Source organism: Pseudomonas sp. PS02290, assembly GCF_029960075.1.
GTDB lineage: Bacteria > Pseudomonadota > Gammaproteobacteria > Pseudomonadales > Pseudomonadaceae > Aquipseudomonas.
Map to the genome: position 1 here is coordinate 1 of NZ_JASCOY010000097.1, position 16391 is coordinate 16391.

Here is a 16391-nt window from a genome sequence, read left to right on the forward strand (position 1 = left end):
GTGCCTCCCATCGCGCAACTCCTTATTTTTTAATTTCGCGGGTGAAAAAACACGACGGGCAGGCGGTGTCCGCCTCGTAAAGCCCTGGACTTTCGACCCTCCCCCCGCCCCAAAACGGTGCAGAACCGACGAACGGTCGGGGAGTTGGCGTGCTTCACCGGGCCTGTGGCGTGCTACACAGGGCCACTCACGCGCCACAGCATCCCGCCACGCCTCAGCCGTTGGCGCGTGCGGCCTGCACCTCGCGCGACGTCTTCAGCTTGTGGCAGTCGTGATGGATCGCCCTGAGGTTGCTTGGGTAGTCAGTGCCGCCATGTGCCAAGGCGACGATGTGGTCGACCTCCGTCGCAGCACGTACCCTGCCAAGCCGCACGCACTCCTCGCAGCGGCACAGGTAATGATCGCGGGCCAGGATCTGATCTCGCAGCCGGCGCCATGGCCTGCCGCCGCGACCGGAGCCCTGCCTGGTTCCCCACGCCTTGGCCTGATCGAGATGGTCGTCGCAGCACTTGGCGTTGCGAGTCAGTGCATTGCAGCCTCTCGCTGCGCATGGCTTAAGCGTTCTCTGCGGCATATGCGCCTTAATGTACGGAGCAGGTCGGCCACTTGCAGCGCGCGAATGCCAGGGCACCAGCGTGATCGTGGTCTTCCTGCATGATCATAGGGAATGGTGGGTAGCCAGGCGCTGACACGAGCCAGGATTTCTTCCGGTGACTCAGCTGAACGGGTCGGTGGGCTTTGCGATGGAACGTACGAACCACATGAAACCCTGCTGCAGGTTGGTCTTTGCCAACGCGAGCAGGCGCTGGTCCACGCCTCCGACCTCGCCGATCTGCTTGAACAACTCACCCGCATCGGCCTCAAGGGCCTTGATCGAGTTCATGCCGTCGATCTCAGACTGCGTCAGGTCGCGGTAGCCAGTGATCTTCTTGTGCTGGTTATCCATGATGTTGCCCTCTGGGAGATTCGCGCCGCGAGATGAGCGCCTCTGAATTTGTTGTGCCGGTTATTTGCTCTGACTGCGGACGATCTGCGCGTCGACCTGGTCGGCGCACGTGTCGAGCAGCTTGATGGCCTGGTCTTTCAGTTCCCACACGTCGCCGTTGTCACGCAGATCGGTATCGTCTGCATTGACGCGCTCGCATGGGATCATTTCAGGGGTTTCCAGCCTTATGGCTGTTGTCTTTGTTACCACTTGCGGCTTTGCTGCGCAGGCCGTCAGGCAAAGGCTGAGCAGCCCAATCACGAACAGGTTTGCTGTTGCGCTTGAGATCATCGAAATCCTTCTTGGCCTTTTTGGCCTTGTCTTCGCTGGCTTTAATGCGCTTTGTGAGGTCCGCCGTGTAGTCAGCATTCCGCTTCGCTTCCGCGCGCAGCGTGGTGATCGTCGCCTGGCTGGCGTTGTTCGCATCCACCGCTTCCTGCTTGGCTTTGGCCTCGACAGTGACAGCGCCCTTCAACATGACTACTTGTATCTGTTGGATCGCGATCAGCAGGCTCATCACGATGACAATCACGATGGCGACTGCAATGGTTCGCAACGTGGAGCCGACCTTGGCTACTGCGACAACTGGCTCGAGGCTCATATTGAATCCGCCTTGCGGCCGAGGAATCGGATGATCAGTTCGCGGATCGCGGTAACACCAATGAATCCGATCGTGCCGCCGGCGGCTACTGACAGGCTCGAAGGCCAGGCCATCCATTCGATGACGCTGCTGGCAGACAGGCTCAGCGCGCCGCAGATCAGCGCCTCGAGCACGACGCGCCATTTGTTGGCTTCTTTTCCTTCGTACAGCACGCGCAATAACGAAATGGTTGCGGCCATGATCGCTCCTTGCCAGAGCGGATTCGACAGGACGAGCCAGACCTGCGCCCAGAAGTCAGGTGATTTTTCAGGCATGTTCGTCGTAGTCCGACATCCGCCCTTTCGGGATCGGGGAATGGGTCAGCCCTACAGCACTCCCAGCTCGGAGCGATGGGTGTGGCAGGGCTGAAACGAAAAAGCCCCGGCAAATGCCGAGGCTCGTAACTCTTTGGATATGGTGGATCGGGTAGCTGTTACATCAAAAGATGTTCACTTGGAAAGGCACCATCTGAGCCTTAAAGGTATTGAACATGAAGGCTTTCGAGAAAGGCTTCGTCTGCGCCTCCTGCCAGAGATGTAGCGCGTCTTTCTTGGCGGCCGCAGGGGTTATGTGGTTTGGCTCAATGGTACGCATGAGGCCGTACGTGGCGCACAACATAGCTACCAAGTGATCCTGATCCTTAACGGCGGATTCAAAGCGAACATTGGTGATACGGCTCTCTGCCCCCATGTCCAGAAACACGTCCAGCTTGGAGCCCGCAACATCAATCTGCTGATAAACCACTTTGCCCTTCTTCATGCTGCTCGGAGCAGTCAGTTTCGCAGTCTTGCAATCAACGTCGTCACCGATAAATTTCTTCATGCCCGCCTGGAACGCTTTCGCCGTTAATTGCAGTCCGGGCTTTTGATCGGGCTTATCCGAAACGCTTGTATCGTCAAAATCTGCCGGCAAAAGATACTCGACGTCATCCGCCTTCTTTTTGTCAGCCAATGCGGTAATCGGTAAAACGATCAAACTCAGCACAAGTAGTCGGGCGATCATGTCCAGTAAGTCCATTTTCCATTAATGCCCGATGCTATCAACAAATCAGCAACAACAAAAAGCCCCGCACATTGGCGGGGCTTTTGGGTCTCTCTCATAACGCGCAAGATCGACATGATGGGGTTAATTTACGGCCAAACGGCCATCACCGTCAAGCGGCATCGATGAAGATTTGTTCGGCATCGAATATGTGTGTCGCATGGATAACGGCGGCCTCCTCCAGTTGCTCAAGACGCTTATGGATTCCGGTTCTCCAATTGCGGCGGGTGCGCTCTGGGGAAGCATCCACGTCCCATGTGTTCATGTCGTAGAACTCGGCGGGCAGCACGATCATGTCAGTCGAGCGTTTGTCGGACTGGACGCCCTTGAGCTTTGGGATTGCCCACGCCGTGAGGGCCTTATAGATGAACAACTGCGGAGCTGGCGATGAAATTCGGCTCACTAGACGTCCGATCGCGGCGACCTTGTTCGCCTTGTGCGTTGAGTACTTCGCGACCAGAACGTCCCACTGGGCGGGTTCCAACTGACGATGCAGCAGCGCGTACAGGCAGCAGTCGTAATCGAACTTGTCACGAGGCGAAAGAGTGCTGCCATTTCCACCTTGGCGCAGATCGGCGTCGATCAGCTTTTGCCAGGACTGCTTCGTGCTGTTGTCGATGTTGTCAGCGGCCAGCACGCGCACCAGGGTACCCATCACATCTTTGTACATCCCCATCGATCAATCCCCTGTGTAATTCGAGCCACCAGCACCGCGGCGGTTGTTCTGTTCGTATTGTTCCTGCGCGCCGCGTTGGCTATGGCGTGCCCGGTTCAGCTCGGCGGCCAAGTTGCGAAGCTTCATGTTCAGTTGCGGCACCAGGTCTTCTAGCGGCAGCGCGTCGCCGGTTAACTGGCAGACCCAGCCCGAGCCGTGGCAGGCGGTGCAGTCAAGCTGATGGAAAACGCCGCAGATGACGCCCTTGCCGCGACATGTGCCGCACTCCATCAGCGGCTTCAGCTCCTTCCGGAACGCAGGTCCATGGCTCTTGCTCATAGGGCCCCCAAAATCTTTTGATGAATCACACGGAGGTCCACTGGCTTCCCGCTCGGCTCACGATCCTGAATTCGAACGTCGTGCCCATCGCGCAGCATGATGATCAGAGTTGAGCCCCATGGTCGGTGCTCTATTTCAAGACCCATGACCGTCTTTGCGTTAATCGCGACCTGACCTGGCCCGAAGTCCAAAATCACCATTTTGAAACCTCGCTCGCAGCGATAAATCCTTCGGCGTAGCCCTCAACAGCCGCACCGACCAAGAACAGAGCGACGACGATAGTTGCAACCCATCCCGAATCGAACAAGACCGCCACGCCCATACCGGCAACGCTGAGAACGGTGACGTGGTGCTGCCAGAGGCTAACGCTCGGCTTAAAAAGGCCCTGATTCAGCATTTTGAAACCTCGCCTATGGTTGATTCTTGAATGGGGTTGCAGGCCATATGGGCCGTGGCTTCCAGCGCATTACCAGAATCTTCAAATCTAAAGCCGGTCAATCCGTGAATCAGTCCAAACCCTTTCTGATCAAGATGCGCGTGCCACCTCTCCAAGGCATCGCGCTTGCGGCTCATCACGTCCGACTGGATGTAAACCTTCACGTTGTGTCCCATCGCATGGTTGATTAGCAGCTCACCGATCAGGTGGTCCACGCCCAAGTCTGCCCAGCCAGTGCGCGCCACCTTGCGCAGGTCGTGACTGGTCCACTCGCCATGCCCCAACCGGCGGAACACTGCGCAGCCCTGAGCCTCACCCAATGCCTTGCCGTTGCGCGCGGGGAACAAGTACTGACCGTCATAGCCCCGGGCGTACTGGGCGTCGCGATACCGTGTCAGCAGCGCGCACACTTGCTCGGTCAGGGGTAAGTGATGCTCGACACCTGTTTTCGTGTTCTCGGCGGGGATGAACCATTCACGCTGGGCCAGACTGATATGCGCCCAGCGCGCCATCCGGGTTTCTCCGATCCGCGTGCCGTGGCAGAGCATCATCAGCGCGAGCATGGAATCCAGCGGGTTGGTGTCCATGACCTTGGTCAACTGCCCGATCAAGGCCTCAAGCTGAACGCCGCGAAGGCGCGACGGCTTGATGCCTACCTTGGCCTTGGAGAAGTCGTTGAACCGAATCGCCGCCATCGGGTTGGACGTGATCATCCCCAGCTTGGCCGCCTGACGGAATGCCAGGGCGAGCAGTTGAAACACCGAACGCACGTAGTCGATGGAAATGGTTTCCTGCAGCGGCCACATCAGCAGGGTGTCGAGGGTGGCCTTGTCCAGGCCGATCAGCGGAAAATCTCCGAGGCGCGGCTTCAGGTGGCACTTGATCATCGATGCGCCAGTGTTCTTGCGCTTGGCCGACAGATTGCGATCGCGCGACATCCGGTCGGAGAACCAATCCAGCAGTTCGCCTACGGTGTCCCACTTCGACAGACTCGCACCTTCGCCGGCGGCCAGACGCAGGCGAGCCGAGGGCAATGCCGCAACGACCTGCTTATACGTCAACTCGGGGAACGTGCCGATGGGGTTCCACTTCCCTTTCGATACCAGGTACCACGAACCACCGGTGCGGGCCTTGTTGAAGCGCAGGTACAGACCCTTGTTTTCGAGGTCGCGCACGTCCTGAACTGTGCCGGCCGCTTGCCGTTTGATCTCGGCTTCGGTGATCTTCACCGCGGCTGTGGTCATGCCGACACCGCCTTGGCCTTCTGCTCTGCCGAGCGCTCACCCCGGAGTGGAATCAGCTCGTGATCGGCATAGGCCGTGCTTACGCCCGAGCTCTGCTGAATCACATACCACCCTGGCGAGGGAGCCCGGAAATAGCCTTTGCCGCGAACCAAGGCCCCCTTCCCGATGCGCTCGGTCAGCTCTACCTGACTGCCGGCTGGGATGTCGGCATCGAAGACCTTTGTCAACGCCAAGTCGCCCGGCTGAAATCGATTGCTCACGCGGCCACCATGGTCTGAGGAAGTCGAAGGTAAGCGCGGATCTGCTCCATCGCGTCGAAGTGGCCCCGGCACACAATCGCCAGATAGCCCTGGTCATTCAGCCGGCGGATCCACGCGTGCTGGCTGGCTGAGACCGGAGCGGCGCCCGGAGGCGTCGCCTTGAACTCGATGTAGAGCCCGAAATAACCGCCCCGCGCCATCGGCAGCACCAGATCTGGCACACCCGATTTGACGCCCTGCCCTTTCAGCTTCATGGCGACCAGCTTGTGCCGGTGGCCGCCGTTGGGCACGTGGTAGATCAAAGCAGCTACAGCCGGCAGGGACAGTTCGAGTTCCATGATCAGCGCGGCCTGCTCCAAGCCTTCGCGGTCGACCGGCTTCGCGCGGGTGGCCTTTGGTTTGTACAGCCTCATTTGCCTGCGCCTTTCGCCGGCACACGCGCAGGACCGAAAGCAAAGCTGTCCCGCCCCGAGCTGATCACCGTGGAGTTATTGAGGAGAGTTTTCAGTTGGGACCATGTCATGAGTTGACCGCCTGTTTGGCGAACGACACGGCAAGCAACAAAGATGTGAGCATGAAGCTAGAGGCTGCAAGGACCGTGTGCCCGGTAAAAATCAGCGCATACAGCGATAGGATTGAGAATGGGAGGCTGATCCATGGATAGCGCCGAATGTTCGATGCGACTTCGTCTTTAACCTGCCCGGCTAACAGGAGTGCCCAGGCGATAACGTTCATCACCAGCGTTACGTAGAAGGCGAATTGGTGCAGCTCATAGATCCCAGACAGTAGGGCCAAGCTGAACGCAAGACTCACGGAAGCGGAAATCAGTTTGGTTTTCATGCGGCTGCACCCTTAACAGTTATCAGGCCCTTCTCAAGCCAGTACATTTGAGTTTCGGCCAGGGCGCGCAGAAGATCGGCCCCGGTGTATTCGCCGCGAATGCGTGAGTCTATGACCGAGTGGCAATGGTCACAGGCAAAGCAGGCGATTACGTCAGGCCCCTTCATCCCTATGCCTTTCTGTCCGCACGGGAGGTGGGCCAGTACCACACCTTGGTCGTACTGGCAGCCATCCAGACGCAACGTGCAGGTCTGGTCGCGGGCAGATTCGCGCAGCTTTTTGCTGATGACCCTCACAAGCCACCCCCGAACTGGAAGTCGACTGCGCGCACTTGGTGCGAGTAGCCGGCCTCCACCAGCAAGGCGGCGCAGTACAAGACGCGGATCAGCGAATGGAAAGTCTTCATTCGGCGAGCCCCTGCGCTTTTTTCTCGAGCTCGATCAGCAGCTCGATGAAGTGCTTGGCCTTTTCCAGATCGGCGATACCGCCCTTGGCGCGCCAGCGCGTCACGTACTTGATGACGCTGCCCTCGGCGAAGGGAATGCCATTGGCATGGATGAACTCGATGGGCTGAATTTTCAGCGACTTGTAGTGGTCGCCCGACACTTGAGTATTGAGTGCGCTCATGCTGATGCTCCGGCGCGCCGGGCGCGCAGTTCGGCCAAGGCCTTGTTTCCGATATCGGGAGTGCGCCGGGCGCCGGCGCGGGCCGGCAGGGCCAAGGGCATCTTCTGCAACGGCAGACCCTCGATCATGCGGCGGACGGTGATCACGTAGTTGCGCTCGAACAGCTTCATGGCCAGCGATGATTCCAGGCGGTTGAGCGGTTCAAAGCCGCACTCTTTCGCCGTATGCCAGACAGCCTGATGCGACCACTTGCCCTGTCCGGCCATGGATGGGTGAGCATTTCGGCAGGCCTCGCGGAAAGCCTTCTCCAGCGGTGGGATGCCCAGCATTTCTGGGGTTGGCTGGCAGAGCTTGATGAACTTGCCCACGCTCGGCGCGAAGTCGGAACCCAGCTTGCGGCACTGCTCAATGCCGAAGCGGATCTGCTCGATGCGGGTGATGTTCTCGGCCATGAACGCCTTGGTCCATGTGGCCTTGGCAGCATCTACCGCCGCCTGATCAGGCCATGCCTGTTTCCATGCTGGGAAGATCGCCATAAGCTCGCGGAACAGAGCGTTGATCACCTGGACGGTGCCAGCGTCGATCTTGAGCGGGACAACCTCGGCGGATGGAACGTTCGGCAGTTGCTGCATGATGCTCGCGACGGACTTCATCACAGCCCCCCCAAGTTTTCAGCCCAGCTGGTGTCGTCGAAATCTGGTGCCTGGCCTTGGCCGGCCGCTTTGACGCGCTCCCGCTTGACCCACTGCACCAGGCGATAACACCAGCCCTGCGCCGAATCGACGGTGCCTGGCCGGGCAGCATAGAAACCCTTGAACGATCGAACTGCTGCATCCGGCACTGAGTCGGCGGGGATGCCGGCGATTGCGATCTGGTCGGCCAAGGCTCTGGCGTTTGGCTCCCACGCGGCGAACATGGCGAAGCGCTGGTTTGGCGCTGGGCACTCGGCGGCGGCTCGGTCTTGCTCGGCGATCACATCTTCCAAATCGCGCTGCAGCTGCTGCTCTTCGGTTAATTGATGGTTAAGTGATGTATTGGGTGCAGCTGCTGCACCCCGTTCTGCGTTTTCCTGCACCCCGTTCTGCTGTGAGCTGCACCCCGTGCGCTTATCTGCACCCCGTTCTTTACGGGGTGCAGCATTTGCACCCCGTTTGAGTTGGAGGTCGTACACGACTGGGCGGCGGTCACGGCGATCGATGTAGGCAGCGGCAATGGCTTGATTGCCCTCAGCGATGAAGCCCGCTTGCTCCAGCTCGTCGAGTTTCAGGCGAACGGTCCGCTCTGAAAGGCCGGTCTGGCTCGAAATCGTCAGCGCGGATGGAAAGGCGCCACAACCCTCAGGGCCTGCGTAGTTCGCCATGCACAGCAGCACGTGACGTGCCGCAGGATTTGGCAGGGAGTCCGTTGGTATCTTCATTGCCCACGACATTGCTTCAACACTCACAACGCGGCTCCAATGTTCTTTTGGGCCAAGCGTGCGAGGCCTTTCGGGGTTACGAGGGGTTGATATGCGGCGCGCTCGATGCCGGTTTCAGTGTCGGGCTTGAGGGCGGTTACCTTGTGTTTTAGGAAGCCCTCACGGATACGGCGCTGCATGGCGATCCAGCGAGTCGAACCACCGCGGCGGTAGATCCAGCGGTGCTCCTGGAGCCAGTCGAAGAGCTTCGACGGAGCGATACCGAGTTGTTTCGCAGCGTCAGTGATGCAGATCGCGCCTTCGGCAGCAGCAAGACGCTGAATGGCCGCGACCTTTGGCGCTTGAAGCTCAATCACGCCGAGCAGGCGTTGGCTTTCCTTGGCTTGATCAGCAGCAACCTGCAGCGCCTCGGCGTAAGTAGCAGGGATGCGGGGCACGGTTTGCTCTTCCAGTTCACGCCAGCGACGAACAACGGCCATCCGCAGCGGCGCGCTGTATCCGGTCAGAAGGCAGTCGGTGTGCTCGCGGTCGAGCAGGTACTCGGTCTGGTTACGGTTTTGGCCGTCGAGATAGGTGCATCCAAATCTGGATGCATCTTCTTTGAGGTCGGCAAGCATCTTCTCGATGTCCCGCTTCACGTGGAAATGCTGCTTTTCAGTCAGGCGTGCAATCTCGCGCGACGACATGAGCTGACGCGTCATGTTTGATTGCATGCGCAAAACTGACGAGTCAGGAGGGGTATTGCTCTGGGTGTTCGAGGTGTGCATAATCGGGGCTCACAAGCGTTGTTGAAGAAGCCGGGCTGCAATCCCGGCTTTTTTGTGTCTGCGATCTAGGCGTCCAGCGCATCAGTGGCAGCAAGTGGACTCCACACGAAAAGGCATCGGAGGCCGAACGTGACCGAAGAAGTTGATAAGTTGGTAGCGAAGCTCAACCAGCAAAAAGGAGAGATCATCGGGATTAACGCCATGTTTCTCGCGATGACCAGGCGCATGCCTCCGGGGGCTCTTGCGCAGCTCTTGCGTGATTTTGATAGCGAGCTGGAGCACGCCAAATCGAACCTGTCGTACCAGCCCATTCCGGACGAAGTCATTTCTGGCCTTGATCATTACGGTCAGATGCTGAAGAGATTTCTGTCCGGCAAACCCCGTTCTTAGCCATCGCCTCATAGAGGTTTTTTCGGTGTTGATCATCATCAGCAAACGCAGCAAAGCGAGCAGCTGACTCATCCCAATAAGCCGCTTCGGACCTATGCCAAGCGGCCTTCTCTTCACGACTAGTCCCTGGCGACCAAAGCAGAATGGGAAGGCGCTGACCATCAAGCACGGCGATCCCTGCGAGAATTTGAGCCGCAGCCTCTTCCGGTGTACCAGTGGCCCGCGCAGCGATTGCTCGTACTGCAATTTCGCGATCTCGACGATTCATTCAGGCCGCCTTCACAGAGGCTTCCATCACATCCAGGCTCTGCCGGACATGATTGATTTCGACCTTGATCTGCGACTTCTCGAATTGGCTGACGTGGTTGTCCTCGAGCGCCTGGTGCACGGCGATCGTCAGGTCAGCCACCTCTTTGCCCACGCTGATCATCGAAGATGTAAGTGCTTGCGGGTTCGGTGCCGTCTTCGCAATGAGCTCAAAGCCGAAAGATTCAGCGAGCGCCATCAGGGGGCGCATGTCTTCGGTGTGCAGCAGAATCCCGAACAAGTGCTCGATGGTGAGGTGGTGAGCTGCGTTGTCCGGGTTCGAGCGCTGCAGAAGACTCACATGCGCAAGGCACATCTTCCCCGCCAGCTCCTCGGCACCGCTTTCCTTCACGGTCGTGTGGCAGGCCCGCAAGAAATCTTCCATTCGTAAACCCTCAAATTTGTTTCAGTGGCTGGGTGCCATCACGTATTGCAAAATGTTTCCACCAAACAACAACTACCACGCTTGTGGCTCGGTTAGGCGACACAAAGTGCTTGGCTTGATGAAGGCTGGATCTGCGCCCATGGAAAAGACGGGCATAGCTCGGCGCGATCTACTGCGCCTCTGGTGAGTGCCTCGATTTCGATGGCGCGCTTGGCAGGAACGGCGCGCTCTCCGGAACACCACTGGTTGACGGTGGGCGCAGTGACCCGCAGTTGGCGCGCCATTTCCGCTTGGCTGCCGAGCAAGCGGGATGCTTTTTTGGCTGCTTCTGCTGAGTTCATTGAGTTCTCTCCTGGAGATTGCGCTGCGAATATAAGGCATTACCTTATCGCAGCACAAGCCATTGCCTAACCAACCAATCAAAAGGCTACATTAGGCAATGCTTACCGGACCGGATTTAGGCGCCGCCATCGAGGCCGCGCGGATCGCCAAGGGCGTATCAAAGAAGAAACTCGCAGACGACTTCTCAGTGAAGCCTCCGTCGATACAGGGCTGGGTAAATAACGGCAGGATCGACAAGTCGAAACTGATGGACGTTATCGCCTATTTTTCGGATGTGGTTGGGCCAGAGCACTGGGGTCTGCGCCCGGGCTTTTCTTACTCGAACGTAACTGACGAGCCTTCGGGGAACTCTGGGTTAACGGTGCACGCGAATGGATCTGCCGAATCTGCATCTGCATCTGCATCGGACAAGGTTCGCGAAATGCTTGCGGGCAAAAGTCTGGGCGAGGATCGTCTACAGAGGATTTTGGCGATTGCCGAGGGCATTGAGCCAGAGGGGACTGTCAGCGTCCTGGTGAACGACGCTTATAGGCCAGGCAAAGTCGGAGATGAGGTCTGGATTGCCCACTACGACGTGCGCGGCGCGCTGGGCGATGGTGAAGTGGCTCATGACTTCCCTGAATTGCTTCAGGACATTCGCATCAGCCCCTCCCATCTGCGCTCGATGGGCGTGGAGTTCAAGGAACACTACAACCTGAAGGTAATCACCGGCTGGGGTCAGTCGATGACGCCTACGATCAAGCACGGTGACCCGTGCCTGGTGGACATCAGCATCAAGGAATTCATCGGCGACGGGATCTACTACTTTTCGTACGGCGGCTTCCAGTACATCAAGCGTCTCCAGATGAAGGGGAAGGACAAATTCAAGATGATATCGGACAACCGCAAGCATAAGGCCGAGGACATTTTCATCGATGAGACCTACATCCAAGCCCGCGTGCTGTTTGTGTGGAATGGAAATTTGGTCTGAAAGATGTGCGTTCGTGGATTCATGCAGTACCGATCTTCGTGGGAATGAGATATTGCGGCAGGGGGTCAGCCTTCTGATCGCAGGCCAAGGAATGAGCTTGATCAAATATACGTAGGTCGATATATTGTACGAATTCATCATTCACGACGACGCCACTGGCGACCTCCGAGAAATCTTGGCGGCGGATCGCGCTGCGGGCGTCAAGTTAGCTGCCTTCCTAGCGCAGCTGAGGGTAGATCAGGACCTCCTGGATAGACTTAGCCAGTCGGATTATGGGGGAAGCCCTGCAAGGCCTCGCCCAAGATCAGCAACCTTTAACGTCGGAATGTGGGTGGCTGCTCAGCAAAAGGGCATGAACCTATGGCGACTGCGTTGCTTCACCGACGAGATTGTAGGGTACAGACTCATATACGCATTTCTCCCGGCCACCGATCAGTACGTCCTCTTAGCCATTGCAGAAAAGGCAGAGGTCCACGACAAGGATGACGAAAGGTTCGACTATGAGCTTAAACATGAAATTGCAAGCAGAGTCATTAATTCTTACCGAGACCTGGTGGACTGATAGGGGAGTCAAGGCCCGCCATCAGGCAGAGCCAGGTTCGCCACAAGCAAAGGTATTCACTTTCGAGATCAAGCGGCCTCCATCATCACTCGCTGGTCGGCACTCTGCCTTCGATGACCTGCTGGCCGAGCTTGAGAGTTCCCCTGCAAGCGCTCCGGAAATGAGTGAGGCCAGAACTTGGGTTGCGGATAGATTCTATCAAGGTGAGCAAACGATCAAAGCTGCGAGACTTAAAAAAGGTCTTTCACAGAAGCAGCTAGCCAGCGCCTTAAATACCAGCCAGCCTCATGTAGCAACCATAGAAAAAGGTTGCGTTGACCTGATGATGTCTACAGCAGTAAAGCTGTGCGAGGTCTTGGGCATCGAGATGAACGACCTGCCACGGATGCTTGAAGCGCAGAAGGCGATGACGGAAGGGAAAGGGAAAAAATGACTCGATTTGCTACCAGCATTTTTTGCGACGATGTGCGGCACGAAGTAAACGGAAAGGTTTCCTTCATGGGCGTATATCAAGGCGCGATGTTCTGCGCATCATTCCCCGCGCAGCTGATCAAGCTCTGCGTCAGTATCTCTGTTACCACGCCTATTGATGAACCTTTTGAGTCCGTGATTTTCAAGGGCTCCTTCGAAGGGGAAACGATTTTCGAGATGCCCTTGACTAAGGAGCAGATAGAAGAGGCCCTGGCCCAGGCCGTACGGCAAGCCGACGCTAAATTTCGGTCGATTCAGGTGATGATGATTGTCGCGCCGATGCTATTCAGCAAGCCCGGGAATCTTAAAATTGAAGTAACTGCGGATGGCGAGCCTGTGCGGTGCCCTGGCTTATTAGTCTTGCAGGCACCCGGGGACATGCAGCTTGTCGGTTGAGCCAAGCTATTTATAAGGAGCCCGCCATTGAGCGGGCTTTTTTGTGCTTATCAGAAAGGGGCCGGCTCCTCTGTCTCGAATGCATCTGCAGCCTGAGCGGGCCTTTCCTCATCCGCCGACGGCTCCCACCTTAACGTGATCGATGCATCTTCGTGATTGTGCGCCAGCTCAATCCCATCCGCTTCTGAGAGCGCGCTCACGATTTCGGTCCACTCCCTCTCCCCGTCCGTATCAAGCCGATGAATCCTGACCTCCCGCCTCTCCTGAGCGATCGGGTGATTGATCATCGACGACACGCGCAGCGATAGCCGCTCCATTCCGCTCATGGGCTTCGATACTGCCTCTTTCCTGTCGTTCTGACGCGCCATAAATCCTCCTCAGTAAAAGCTGTACATACATACAGTAGGCAGAGCTTATCGCAGCGGATCCAAAAACGTAACACCCAACCGGCGTGATTCCTCGAGCAGAGAACTGTGCTAAAGAATTAGGCATTACCTATTTACAGTTATTAGGCATTGGCTTACTATTTGCCCATCGAAACGAAGCAGCCTCAACAGGCCCTCACGTATCGAACCGCTCTTTAACAACCAGACGTGACCACCACGACGTACCCAATGGGTCGGAACAAGCTAAACCGTCGTCCACGCAGCCTCTGGATAGCTGCCGGACTTGCCATATCGCGAGTACGCCAAACCATGCAGCCACCCAAGAAAAACACCGATCACGAAATGTGTGACCTGGGCAGAGATATGAATCCGGCAAGACGTATGGCGAGGAACAAACACCATAGGAGGAACCAGCCAATGAAGTAGTGAGACCAGCCGGCAAACGGACCGGCAACCCACGACGGACTGCCCACCCCATCGGGCCGCCGAGCTGCAGTTGACAGTCGTGTAGCGAATAACGAACCCCATGACCGCGACGTAGAAGCCGATCTATGCGACGTGAACAGGGAAGCTCAAGGCCGAACAAGCCGAAGCGCGAAGCCATCGGCGGTGTAGCGCTTGAAGATTTCACTGGCTGGCCTTGGATGCTCAGGGCCAGACGGGAAATCAACCGGAGAACCACCATGACCCGCAGCCAGCACGAAGAAATCGAAACACTCGCGATCGCCGCCATGATCGGACTGATCAGCTCCAACGCCCACGCACCTGGTGAAGTCGCAGCCAAAGCCTTCGATCACGCTGAAGCTTTCCGTGAAGAGAAGCTGAAGCGTATCGGCGAGCAGCCCCCGTTTGGCGAATGAGGCGGCGCACATGGCGAAGCGCGCCTCCAATCGCATCAAGTTCAAGCTGTGGCAGCCCACCATCACGACTGAGTACGACGGCGCGGCCGCCGAAGGCGTCTTTTACGCAGCATGCAGCCTGCTCGGACCAGAGCGCCTGGAGCTGATCCAGAAGCTTCAGGCCAAGCACGCCGAACTGGAAGCAGTCGGCAGATAGACAACCAGCGCCAGCGTCAGCCTGACGAAAACTGCCCGATGCCCTGGTACTCCCCAGCACCAGGCCGCATCGGAGAGTGACCGAAGCGTGCCCAAGCGGGCTGCAGCGCTAGGATCGCAAAGCCCCGTGAATGTCCTGGGCCGGTACGAGCGAGACGGCCAATACCAAAAACGCGGCGGGAAACAAGCAGGCGTTGCGCCCTGGTGTTTCGATCACTCTCCGATGCGGACGAGTCCAGACCGTGAAACGTTGTTTGCCTAGGTTGCGGTGCCGAAGCGCGCTTCGGCGGCGTGAAGAGTTATCCCTGACGGTTAAAGGCGGAGCTAGGATCCCGCTGGCTTACCTGCACCAATCGGTACTCTTCTCTCACTTGAGCAACAAGATCGGACACAGCCCTCATTGTGATCAGGCTCGATATTGGGATACCTGGCACGGTCAGGTCGACCTGATTTGTTGATGGGTTCATGAGCTGAATAGTCATTGTGCCGACGGTGTTAACGGTACAGATACACTTTTGAGGCAAGAAGCTTGACTCGATGATATGGCGCAGTTCGAGCGTAGAAATCATGGGGCGTTCCTCCCTAGAACATCGAGTTAGTCCAACCATCATAGCAACAGAAACCAATCGTCCGCGCGGTATCGCGTCGGCACCATCAACTGACAAGAGGATTGGCAGCCATGTAAACGACATTGACCCGGCCTACCGCATCAGGCGGCGCCGGCAAGAAAGGCTCACGTAGGGAGGCCTCGTGAAGCAGCGATATGAAAGCCCCACTTCGATGGGGCTTTTTTTCACCCAGCGTTTACCCGTCAGCACTCTCCCCTGCGCCCAATCGGCCTATGTCAGGCGGCCAGAGTGCTGACGAATAAACGCACAACCAAAAGAGGAATCGCCATGCACCAGGCATTTCAAGACCGAATCGTCGAGCTAGGGGCCTTGCTCCAACGCTCAAGCGCCGCCCGCGGCGAGTTCAGCAAGCGCACGGACCGGGCAATGCCTGGTAGCAGGGTCCGCTTTCAGGTGCTCAGCAAAGCGCGCAACTCGTACAGCGTTGTTGAGCTCGCAACCGGCGCACTGCGCGGCGGGTTCAACAACTGGAAGGAGGCTGTGAACTTCGCGCAGCACCTTGAGGCACAGCCTGTTCTGAGGTTGATGCAATGATCGGCGAGAGCGTACCGGACCAGCACAAGCAGGCCATCGCGCAGCTTTCCGCGCAGATCGATCACTTCCTCGCCACGGGCCATCGCATTCAGCACATCGACCAAGGCGTCAGCGCCAACGCGCCGCTGCTGGGCACCACAAATCATCTGGAAACGCTCAAGGCCAAGCGCGCTAAGCGTGCACCGCGTATTCGCGCGCTGGCCGAGGCCGGTCTGAATGCTCGGCAGATCGGCATGAAGATGGGCGTCGATACCCGCACCGTCGCTCTCACCGCGCGAGAGCACGGCATCACCTTCACTACGGCCACCTGATGCGGCGTCCATTCAAGTGCGCCAATCAGCGTCGGCGCCAGACCTGGCTAAACCTACCCGCCCAACAGATCGGAGATCCACCCGATGGAAAAGACAGCAGCGGCGAAGCACTCGGCGGACTACCGTCGGCGCCAGAAAGAGGAGAAGGAAAAGCTCGGGATCCAAACTCTGGAGGTCGATGTTCCAGTGGGCACTCGGTCGGGCATGACGCTTGCGATGAAGGATCATGGCTACAAGCAGATCCAGGAGCTGTGGCAGGATCTGGCGCTGTCATTTCTTGCAGCACCTCGCGAAGAGCAGGCGCGCCGGCTACGCAAACCTAGCGCGTCAGATTTTGTAGTTACTCCAAGACTAGCGCGCCAGTTGAAAGCGGCCGGCAAGGCCCAGGTGGATCCGGATGCAG

At 57.8% G+C, this 16391-nt stretch carries 32 protein-coding genes; 10 read left to right on the forward strand and 22 right to left on the reverse strand.

Translation table 11 applies throughout. The annotated features are described in order from the left end of the window. Positions 1–214 precede the first annotated feature (214 nt). From QMX88_RS24890 to QMX88_RS24975, 18 genes are all read right to left on the reverse strand, one after another. Complete coding sequence (locus QMX88_RS24890) at positions 215–574, reverse strand: HNH endonuclease (protein WP_282372913.1); 360 nt, start codon at positions 572–574, stop codon at positions 215–217. Between the two features lie 141 nt (positions 575–715). Further along, on the reverse strand, positions 716–946 hold the full coding sequence (locus QMX88_RS24895; RefSeq protein WP_282372914.1) for an Acb2/Tad1 domain-containing protein: 231 nt from the start codon (positions 944–946) through the stop codon (positions 716–718). Positions 947–1006: 60 nt separating this feature from the next. Then, a complete protein-coding gene (lysC, locus tag QMX88_RS24900) occupies positions 1007–1246 on the reverse strand; it encodes an Rz1-like lysis system protein LysC (RefSeq protein WP_282372915.1) in 240 nt (79 codons plus the stop codon). Next, positions 1155–1541, reverse strand: coding sequence for a hypothetical protein (locus QMX88_RS24905; protein ID WP_282372946.1), 387 nt, complete (start codon positions 1539–1541; stop codon positions 1155–1157). The genes lysC and QMX88_RS24905 overlap by 92 nt, the downstream gene beginning before the upstream one ends. 41 nt (positions 1542–1582) lie before the next feature. Beyond that, a complete protein-coding gene (locus tag QMX88_RS24910; protein ID WP_122537670.1) occupies positions 1583–1900 on the reverse strand; it encodes a phage holin, lambda family in 318 nt (105 codons plus the stop codon). Between the two features lie 163 nt (positions 1901–2063). After that, a complete protein-coding gene (locus QMX88_RS24915; RefSeq protein WP_282372916.1) occupies positions 2064–2627 on the reverse strand; it encodes a hypothetical protein in 564 nt (187 codons plus the stop codon). A 151-nt stretch (positions 2628–2778) separates the two neighbouring features. After that, the gene (locus tag QMX88_RS24920; RefSeq protein ID WP_282372917.1) at positions 2779–3342 is read right to left on the reverse strand and encodes a hypothetical protein; all 564 of its coding nucleotides are present in this window, start codon (positions 3340–3342) and stop codon (positions 2779–2781) included. A 3-nt stretch (positions 3343–3345) separates the two neighbouring features. After that, positions 3346–3660 (reverse strand): hypothetical protein, encoded by a 315-nt coding sequence (locus QMX88_RS24925; protein WP_282372919.1) that lies wholly within the window; start codon positions 3658–3660, stop codon positions 3346–3348. Between the two features lie 193 nt (positions 3661–3853). After that, complete coding sequence (locus QMX88_RS24930; protein WP_282372920.1) at positions 3854–4057, reverse strand: hypothetical protein; 204 nt, start codon at positions 4055–4057, stop codon at positions 3854–3856. Then, positions 4051–5340 carry a tyrosine-type recombinase/integrase gene (locus QMX88_RS24935; RefSeq protein WP_282372921.1) on the reverse strand — a complete coding sequence of 430 codons (1290 nt, stop codon included), beginning with the start codon at positions 5338–5340 and terminating at the stop codon, positions 4051–4053. Before QMX88_RS24935 ends, QMX88_RS24930 begins: the two co-directional genes overlap by 7 nt. Then, positions 5337–5600: a hypothetical protein gene (locus QMX88_RS24940; protein WP_282372923.1), complete on the reverse strand. Its 264-nt coding sequence runs from the start codon at positions 5598–5600 to the stop codon at positions 5337–5339. The genes QMX88_RS24935 and QMX88_RS24940 overlap by 4 nt, the downstream gene beginning before the upstream one ends. Continuing rightward, on the reverse strand, positions 5597–6013 hold the full coding sequence (locus QMX88_RS24945; protein ID WP_282372924.1) for a VRR-NUC domain-containing protein: 417 nt from the start codon (positions 6011–6013) through the stop codon (positions 5597–5599). The genes QMX88_RS24940 and QMX88_RS24945 overlap by 4 nt, the downstream gene beginning before the upstream one ends. A gap of 106 nt (positions 6014–6119) precedes the next feature. After that, the gene (locus QMX88_RS24950) at positions 6120–6440 is read right to left on the reverse strand and encodes a hypothetical protein (protein WP_282372925.1); all 321 of its coding nucleotides are present in this window, start codon (positions 6438–6440) and stop codon (positions 6120–6122) included. Continuing rightward, complete coding sequence (locus QMX88_RS24955) at positions 6437–6736, reverse strand: nuclease domain-containing protein (protein ID WP_192131167.1); 300 nt, start codon at positions 6734–6736, stop codon at positions 6437–6439. The genes QMX88_RS24950 and QMX88_RS24955 overlap by 4 nt, the downstream gene beginning before the upstream one ends. A 106-nt stretch (positions 6737–6842) precedes the next feature. Further along, positions 6843–7067: a DUF3310 domain-containing protein gene (locus QMX88_RS24960; protein WP_282372928.1), complete on the reverse strand. Its 225-nt coding sequence runs from the start codon at positions 7065–7067 to the stop codon at positions 6843–6845. Beyond that, a complete protein-coding gene (locus QMX88_RS24965) occupies positions 7064–7699 on the reverse strand; it encodes a replication protein P (protein WP_282372930.1) in 636 nt (211 codons plus the stop codon). Before QMX88_RS24965 ends, QMX88_RS24960 begins: the two co-directional genes overlap by 4 nt. A 20-nt stretch (positions 7700–7719) precedes the next feature. Further along, positions 7720–8496: a DnaT-like ssDNA-binding domain-containing protein gene (locus QMX88_RS24970; RefSeq protein WP_282372947.1), complete on the reverse strand. Its 777-nt coding sequence runs from the start codon at positions 8494–8496 to the stop codon at positions 7720–7722. Positions 8497–8507: 11 nt separating this feature from the next. Continuing rightward, the gene (locus QMX88_RS24975; RefSeq protein WP_282372948.1) at positions 8508–9170 is read right to left on the reverse strand and encodes a phage regulatory protein/antirepressor Ant; all 663 of its coding nucleotides are present in this window, start codon (positions 9168–9170) and stop codon (positions 8508–8510) included. A gap of 210 nt (positions 9171–9380) precedes the next feature. Between QMX88_RS24975 and QMX88_RS24980 the strand changes: the two genes are divergently transcribed. After that, complete coding sequence (locus tag QMX88_RS24980; protein ID WP_282372931.1) at positions 9381–9641, forward strand: hypothetical protein; 261 nt, start codon at positions 9381–9383, stop codon at positions 9639–9641. 268 nt (positions 9642–9909) lie between these two features. Here the strand turns inward: QMX88_RS24980 and QMX88_RS24985 are convergent, their stop codons facing one another. After that, positions 9910–10332, reverse strand: a complete 423-nt coding sequence (locus QMX88_RS24985; protein WP_282372932.1) for a phage regulatory CII family protein — start codon at positions 10330–10332, stop codon at positions 9910–9912. Positions 10333–10424: 92 nt separating this feature from the next. Continuing rightward, entirely contained in the window at positions 10425–10673 is a 249-nt protein-coding gene (locus QMX88_RS24990) for a transcriptional regulator (protein WP_282372933.1), read from the reverse strand. 98 nt (positions 10674–10771) lie between these two features. Between QMX88_RS24990 and QMX88_RS24995 the strand changes: the two genes are divergently transcribed. The 4 genes from QMX88_RS24995 (at position 10772) to QMX88_RS25010 (ending at position 13073) form a co-directional block, all read left to right on the forward strand. After that, a complete protein-coding gene (locus tag QMX88_RS24995; protein ID WP_282372934.1) occupies positions 10772–11644 on the forward strand; it encodes a S24 family peptidase in 873 nt (290 codons plus the stop codon). Positions 11645–11768: 124 nt separating this feature from the next. Next, complete coding sequence (locus QMX88_RS25000) at positions 11769–12206, forward strand: hypothetical protein (RefSeq protein ID WP_282372935.1); 438 nt, start codon at positions 11769–11771, stop codon at positions 12204–12206. Next, a complete protein-coding gene (locus QMX88_RS25005; protein WP_282372936.1) occupies positions 12157–12639 on the forward strand; it encodes a helix-turn-helix transcriptional regulator in 483 nt (160 codons plus the stop codon). The genes QMX88_RS25000 and QMX88_RS25005 overlap by 50 nt, the downstream gene beginning before the upstream one ends. Beyond that, positions 12636–13073 (forward strand): DUF6941 family protein, encoded by a 438-nt coding sequence (locus QMX88_RS25010; RefSeq protein WP_282372937.1) that lies wholly within the window; start codon positions 12636–12638, stop codon positions 13071–13073. The genes QMX88_RS25005 and QMX88_RS25010 overlap by 4 nt, the downstream gene beginning before the upstream one ends. Before the next feature lie 50 nt (positions 13074–13123). Here QMX88_RS25010 and QMX88_RS25015 read toward each other — a convergent pair whose 3' ends face one another. Beyond that, a complete protein-coding gene (locus QMX88_RS25015) occupies positions 13124–13441 on the reverse strand; it encodes a DUF1654 domain-containing protein (protein ID WP_282372938.1) in 318 nt (105 codons plus the stop codon). Positions 13442–14142: 701 nt separating this feature from the next. On the opposite strand from QMX88_RS25015, the gene QMX88_RS25020 reads away from it, so the two are divergent. After that, the gene (locus QMX88_RS25020; protein ID WP_282372939.1) at positions 14143–14319 is read left to right on the forward strand and encodes a hypothetical protein; all 177 of its coding nucleotides are present in this window, start codon (positions 14143–14145) and stop codon (positions 14317–14319) included. A 10-nt stretch (positions 14320–14329) separates the two neighbouring features. Then, a complete protein-coding gene (locus QMX88_RS25025; protein ID WP_282372940.1) occupies positions 14330–14515 on the forward strand; it encodes a hypothetical protein in 186 nt (61 codons plus the stop codon). A gap of 298 nt (positions 14516–14813) precedes the next feature. Here the strand turns inward: QMX88_RS25025 and QMX88_RS25030 are convergent, their stop codons facing one another. Beyond that, the gene (locus QMX88_RS25030) at positions 14814–15083 is read right to left on the reverse strand and encodes a DUF1652 domain-containing protein (RefSeq protein WP_282372941.1); all 270 of its coding nucleotides are present in this window, start codon (positions 15081–15083) and stop codon (positions 14814–14816) included. A gap of 327 nt (positions 15084–15410) precedes the next feature. Here QMX88_RS25030 and QMX88_RS25035 point away from each other — a divergent pair, with 327 nt between their 5' ends. The 3 genes from QMX88_RS25035 to QMX88_RS25045 form a co-directional block, all read left to right on the forward strand. After that, positions 15411–15677: a hypothetical protein gene (locus tag QMX88_RS25035; protein ID WP_282372942.1), complete on the forward strand. Its 267-nt coding sequence runs from the start codon at positions 15411–15413 to the stop codon at positions 15675–15677. Further along, on the forward strand, positions 15674–15988 hold the full coding sequence (locus QMX88_RS25040; RefSeq protein WP_282372944.1) for a hypothetical protein: 315 nt from the start codon (positions 15674–15676) through the stop codon (positions 15986–15988). Before QMX88_RS25035 ends, QMX88_RS25040 begins: the two co-directional genes overlap by 4 nt. A gap of 84 nt (positions 15989–16072) precedes the next feature. Continuing rightward, a partial coding sequence (locus tag QMX88_RS25045; RefSeq protein ID WP_282372945.1) for a hypothetical protein occupies positions 16073–16391 on the forward strand: 319 nt, incomplete at its 3' end.

Bases quoted from the DNA above. Each gene is read 5' to 3' on its own strand.
- QMX88_RS24890 (WP_282372913.1), bottom strand. From the start codon at position 574: ATGCCGCAGAGAACGCTTAAGCCATGCGCAGCGAGAGGCTGCAATGCA.
- QMX88_RS24895 (WP_282372914.1), bottom strand. From the start codon at position 946: ATGGATAACCAGCACAAGAAGATCACTGGCTACCGCGACCTGACGCAG.
- QMX88_RS24910 (WP_122537670.1), bottom strand. From the start codon at position 1,900: ATGCCTGAAAAATCACCTGACTTCTGGGCGCAGGTCTGGCTCGTCCTG.
- QMX88_RS24915 (WP_282372916.1), bottom strand. From the start codon at position 2,627: ATGATCGCCCGACTACTTGTGCTGAGTTTGATCGTTTTACCGATTACC.
- QMX88_RS24920 (WP_282372917.1), bottom strand. From the start codon at position 3,342: ATGGGGATGTACAAAGATGTGATGGGTACCCTGGTGCGCGTGCTGGCC.
- QMX88_RS24925 (WP_282372919.1), bottom strand. From the start codon at position 3,660: ATGAGCAAGAGCCATGGACCTGCGTTCCGGAAGGAGCTGAAGCCGCTG.
- QMX88_RS24930 (WP_282372920.1), bottom strand. From the start codon at position 4,057: ATGCTGAATCAGGGCCTTTTTAAGCCGAGCGTTAGCCTCTGGCAGCAC.
- QMX88_RS24935 (WP_282372921.1), bottom strand. From the start codon at position 5,340: ATGACCACAGCCGCGGTGAAGATCACCGAAGCCGAGATCAAACGGCAA.
- QMX88_RS24945 (WP_282372924.1), bottom strand. From the start codon at position 6,013: ATGAGGCTGTACAAACCAAAGGCCACCCGCGCGAAGCCGGTCGACCGC.
- QMX88_RS24950 (WP_282372925.1), bottom strand. From the start codon at position 6,440: ATGAAAACCAAACTGATTTCCGCTTCCGTGAGTCTTGCGTTCAGCTTG.
- QMX88_RS24960 (WP_282372928.1), bottom strand. From the start codon at position 7,067: ATGAGCGCACTCAATACTCAAGTGTCGGGCGACCACTACAAGTCGCTG.
- QMX88_RS24965 (WP_282372930.1), bottom strand. From the start codon at position 7,699: ATGCAGCAACTGCCGAACGTTCCATCCGCCGAGGTTGTCCCGCTCAAG.
- QMX88_RS24970 (WP_282372947.1), bottom strand. From the start codon at position 8,496: ATGTCGTGGGCAATGAAGATACCAACGGACTCCCTGCCAAATCCTGCG.
- QMX88_RS24975 (WP_282372948.1), bottom strand. From the start codon at position 9,170: ATGTCGTCGCGCGAGATTGCACGCCTGACTGAAAAGCAGCATTTCCAC.
- QMX88_RS24985 (WP_282372932.1), bottom strand. From the start codon at position 10,332: ATGGAAGATTTCTTGCGGGCCTGCCACACGACCGTGAAGGAAAGCGGT.
- QMX88_RS24990 (WP_282372933.1), bottom strand. From the start codon at position 10,673: ATGAACTCAGCAGAAGCAGCCAAAAAAGCATCCCGCTTGCTCGGCAGC.
- QMX88_RS24995 (WP_282372934.1), top strand. From the start codon at position 10,772: ATGCTTACCGGACCGGATTTAGGCGCCGCCATCGAGGCCGCGCGGATC.
- QMX88_RS25005 (WP_282372936.1), top strand. From the start codon at position 12,157: ATGAAATTGCAAGCAGAGTCATTAATTCTTACCGAGACCTGGTGGACT.
- QMX88_RS25010 (WP_282372937.1), top strand. From the start codon at position 12,636: ATGACTCGATTTGCTACCAGCATTTTTTGCGACGATGTGCGGCACGAA.
- QMX88_RS25015 (WP_282372938.1), bottom strand. From the start codon at position 13,441: ATGGCGCGTCAGAACGACAGGAAAGAGGCAGTATCGAAGCCCATGAGC.
- QMX88_RS25020 (WP_282372939.1), top strand. From the start codon at position 14,143: ATGACCCGCAGCCAGCACGAAGAAATCGAAACACTCGCGATCGCCGCC.
- QMX88_RS25025 (WP_282372940.1), top strand. From the start codon at position 14,330: ATGGCGAAGCGCGCCTCCAATCGCATCAAGTTCAAGCTGTGGCAGCCC.
- QMX88_RS25030 (WP_282372941.1), bottom strand. From the start codon at position 15,083: ATGATTTCTACGCTCGAACTGCGCCATATCATCGAGTCAAGCTTCTTG.
- QMX88_RS25035 (WP_282372942.1), top strand. From the start codon at position 15,411: ATGCACCAGGCATTTCAAGACCGAATCGTCGAGCTAGGGGCCTTGCTC.
- QMX88_RS25040 (WP_282372944.1), top strand. From the start codon at position 15,674: ATGATCGGCGAGAGCGTACCGGACCAGCACAAGCAGGCCATCGCGCAG.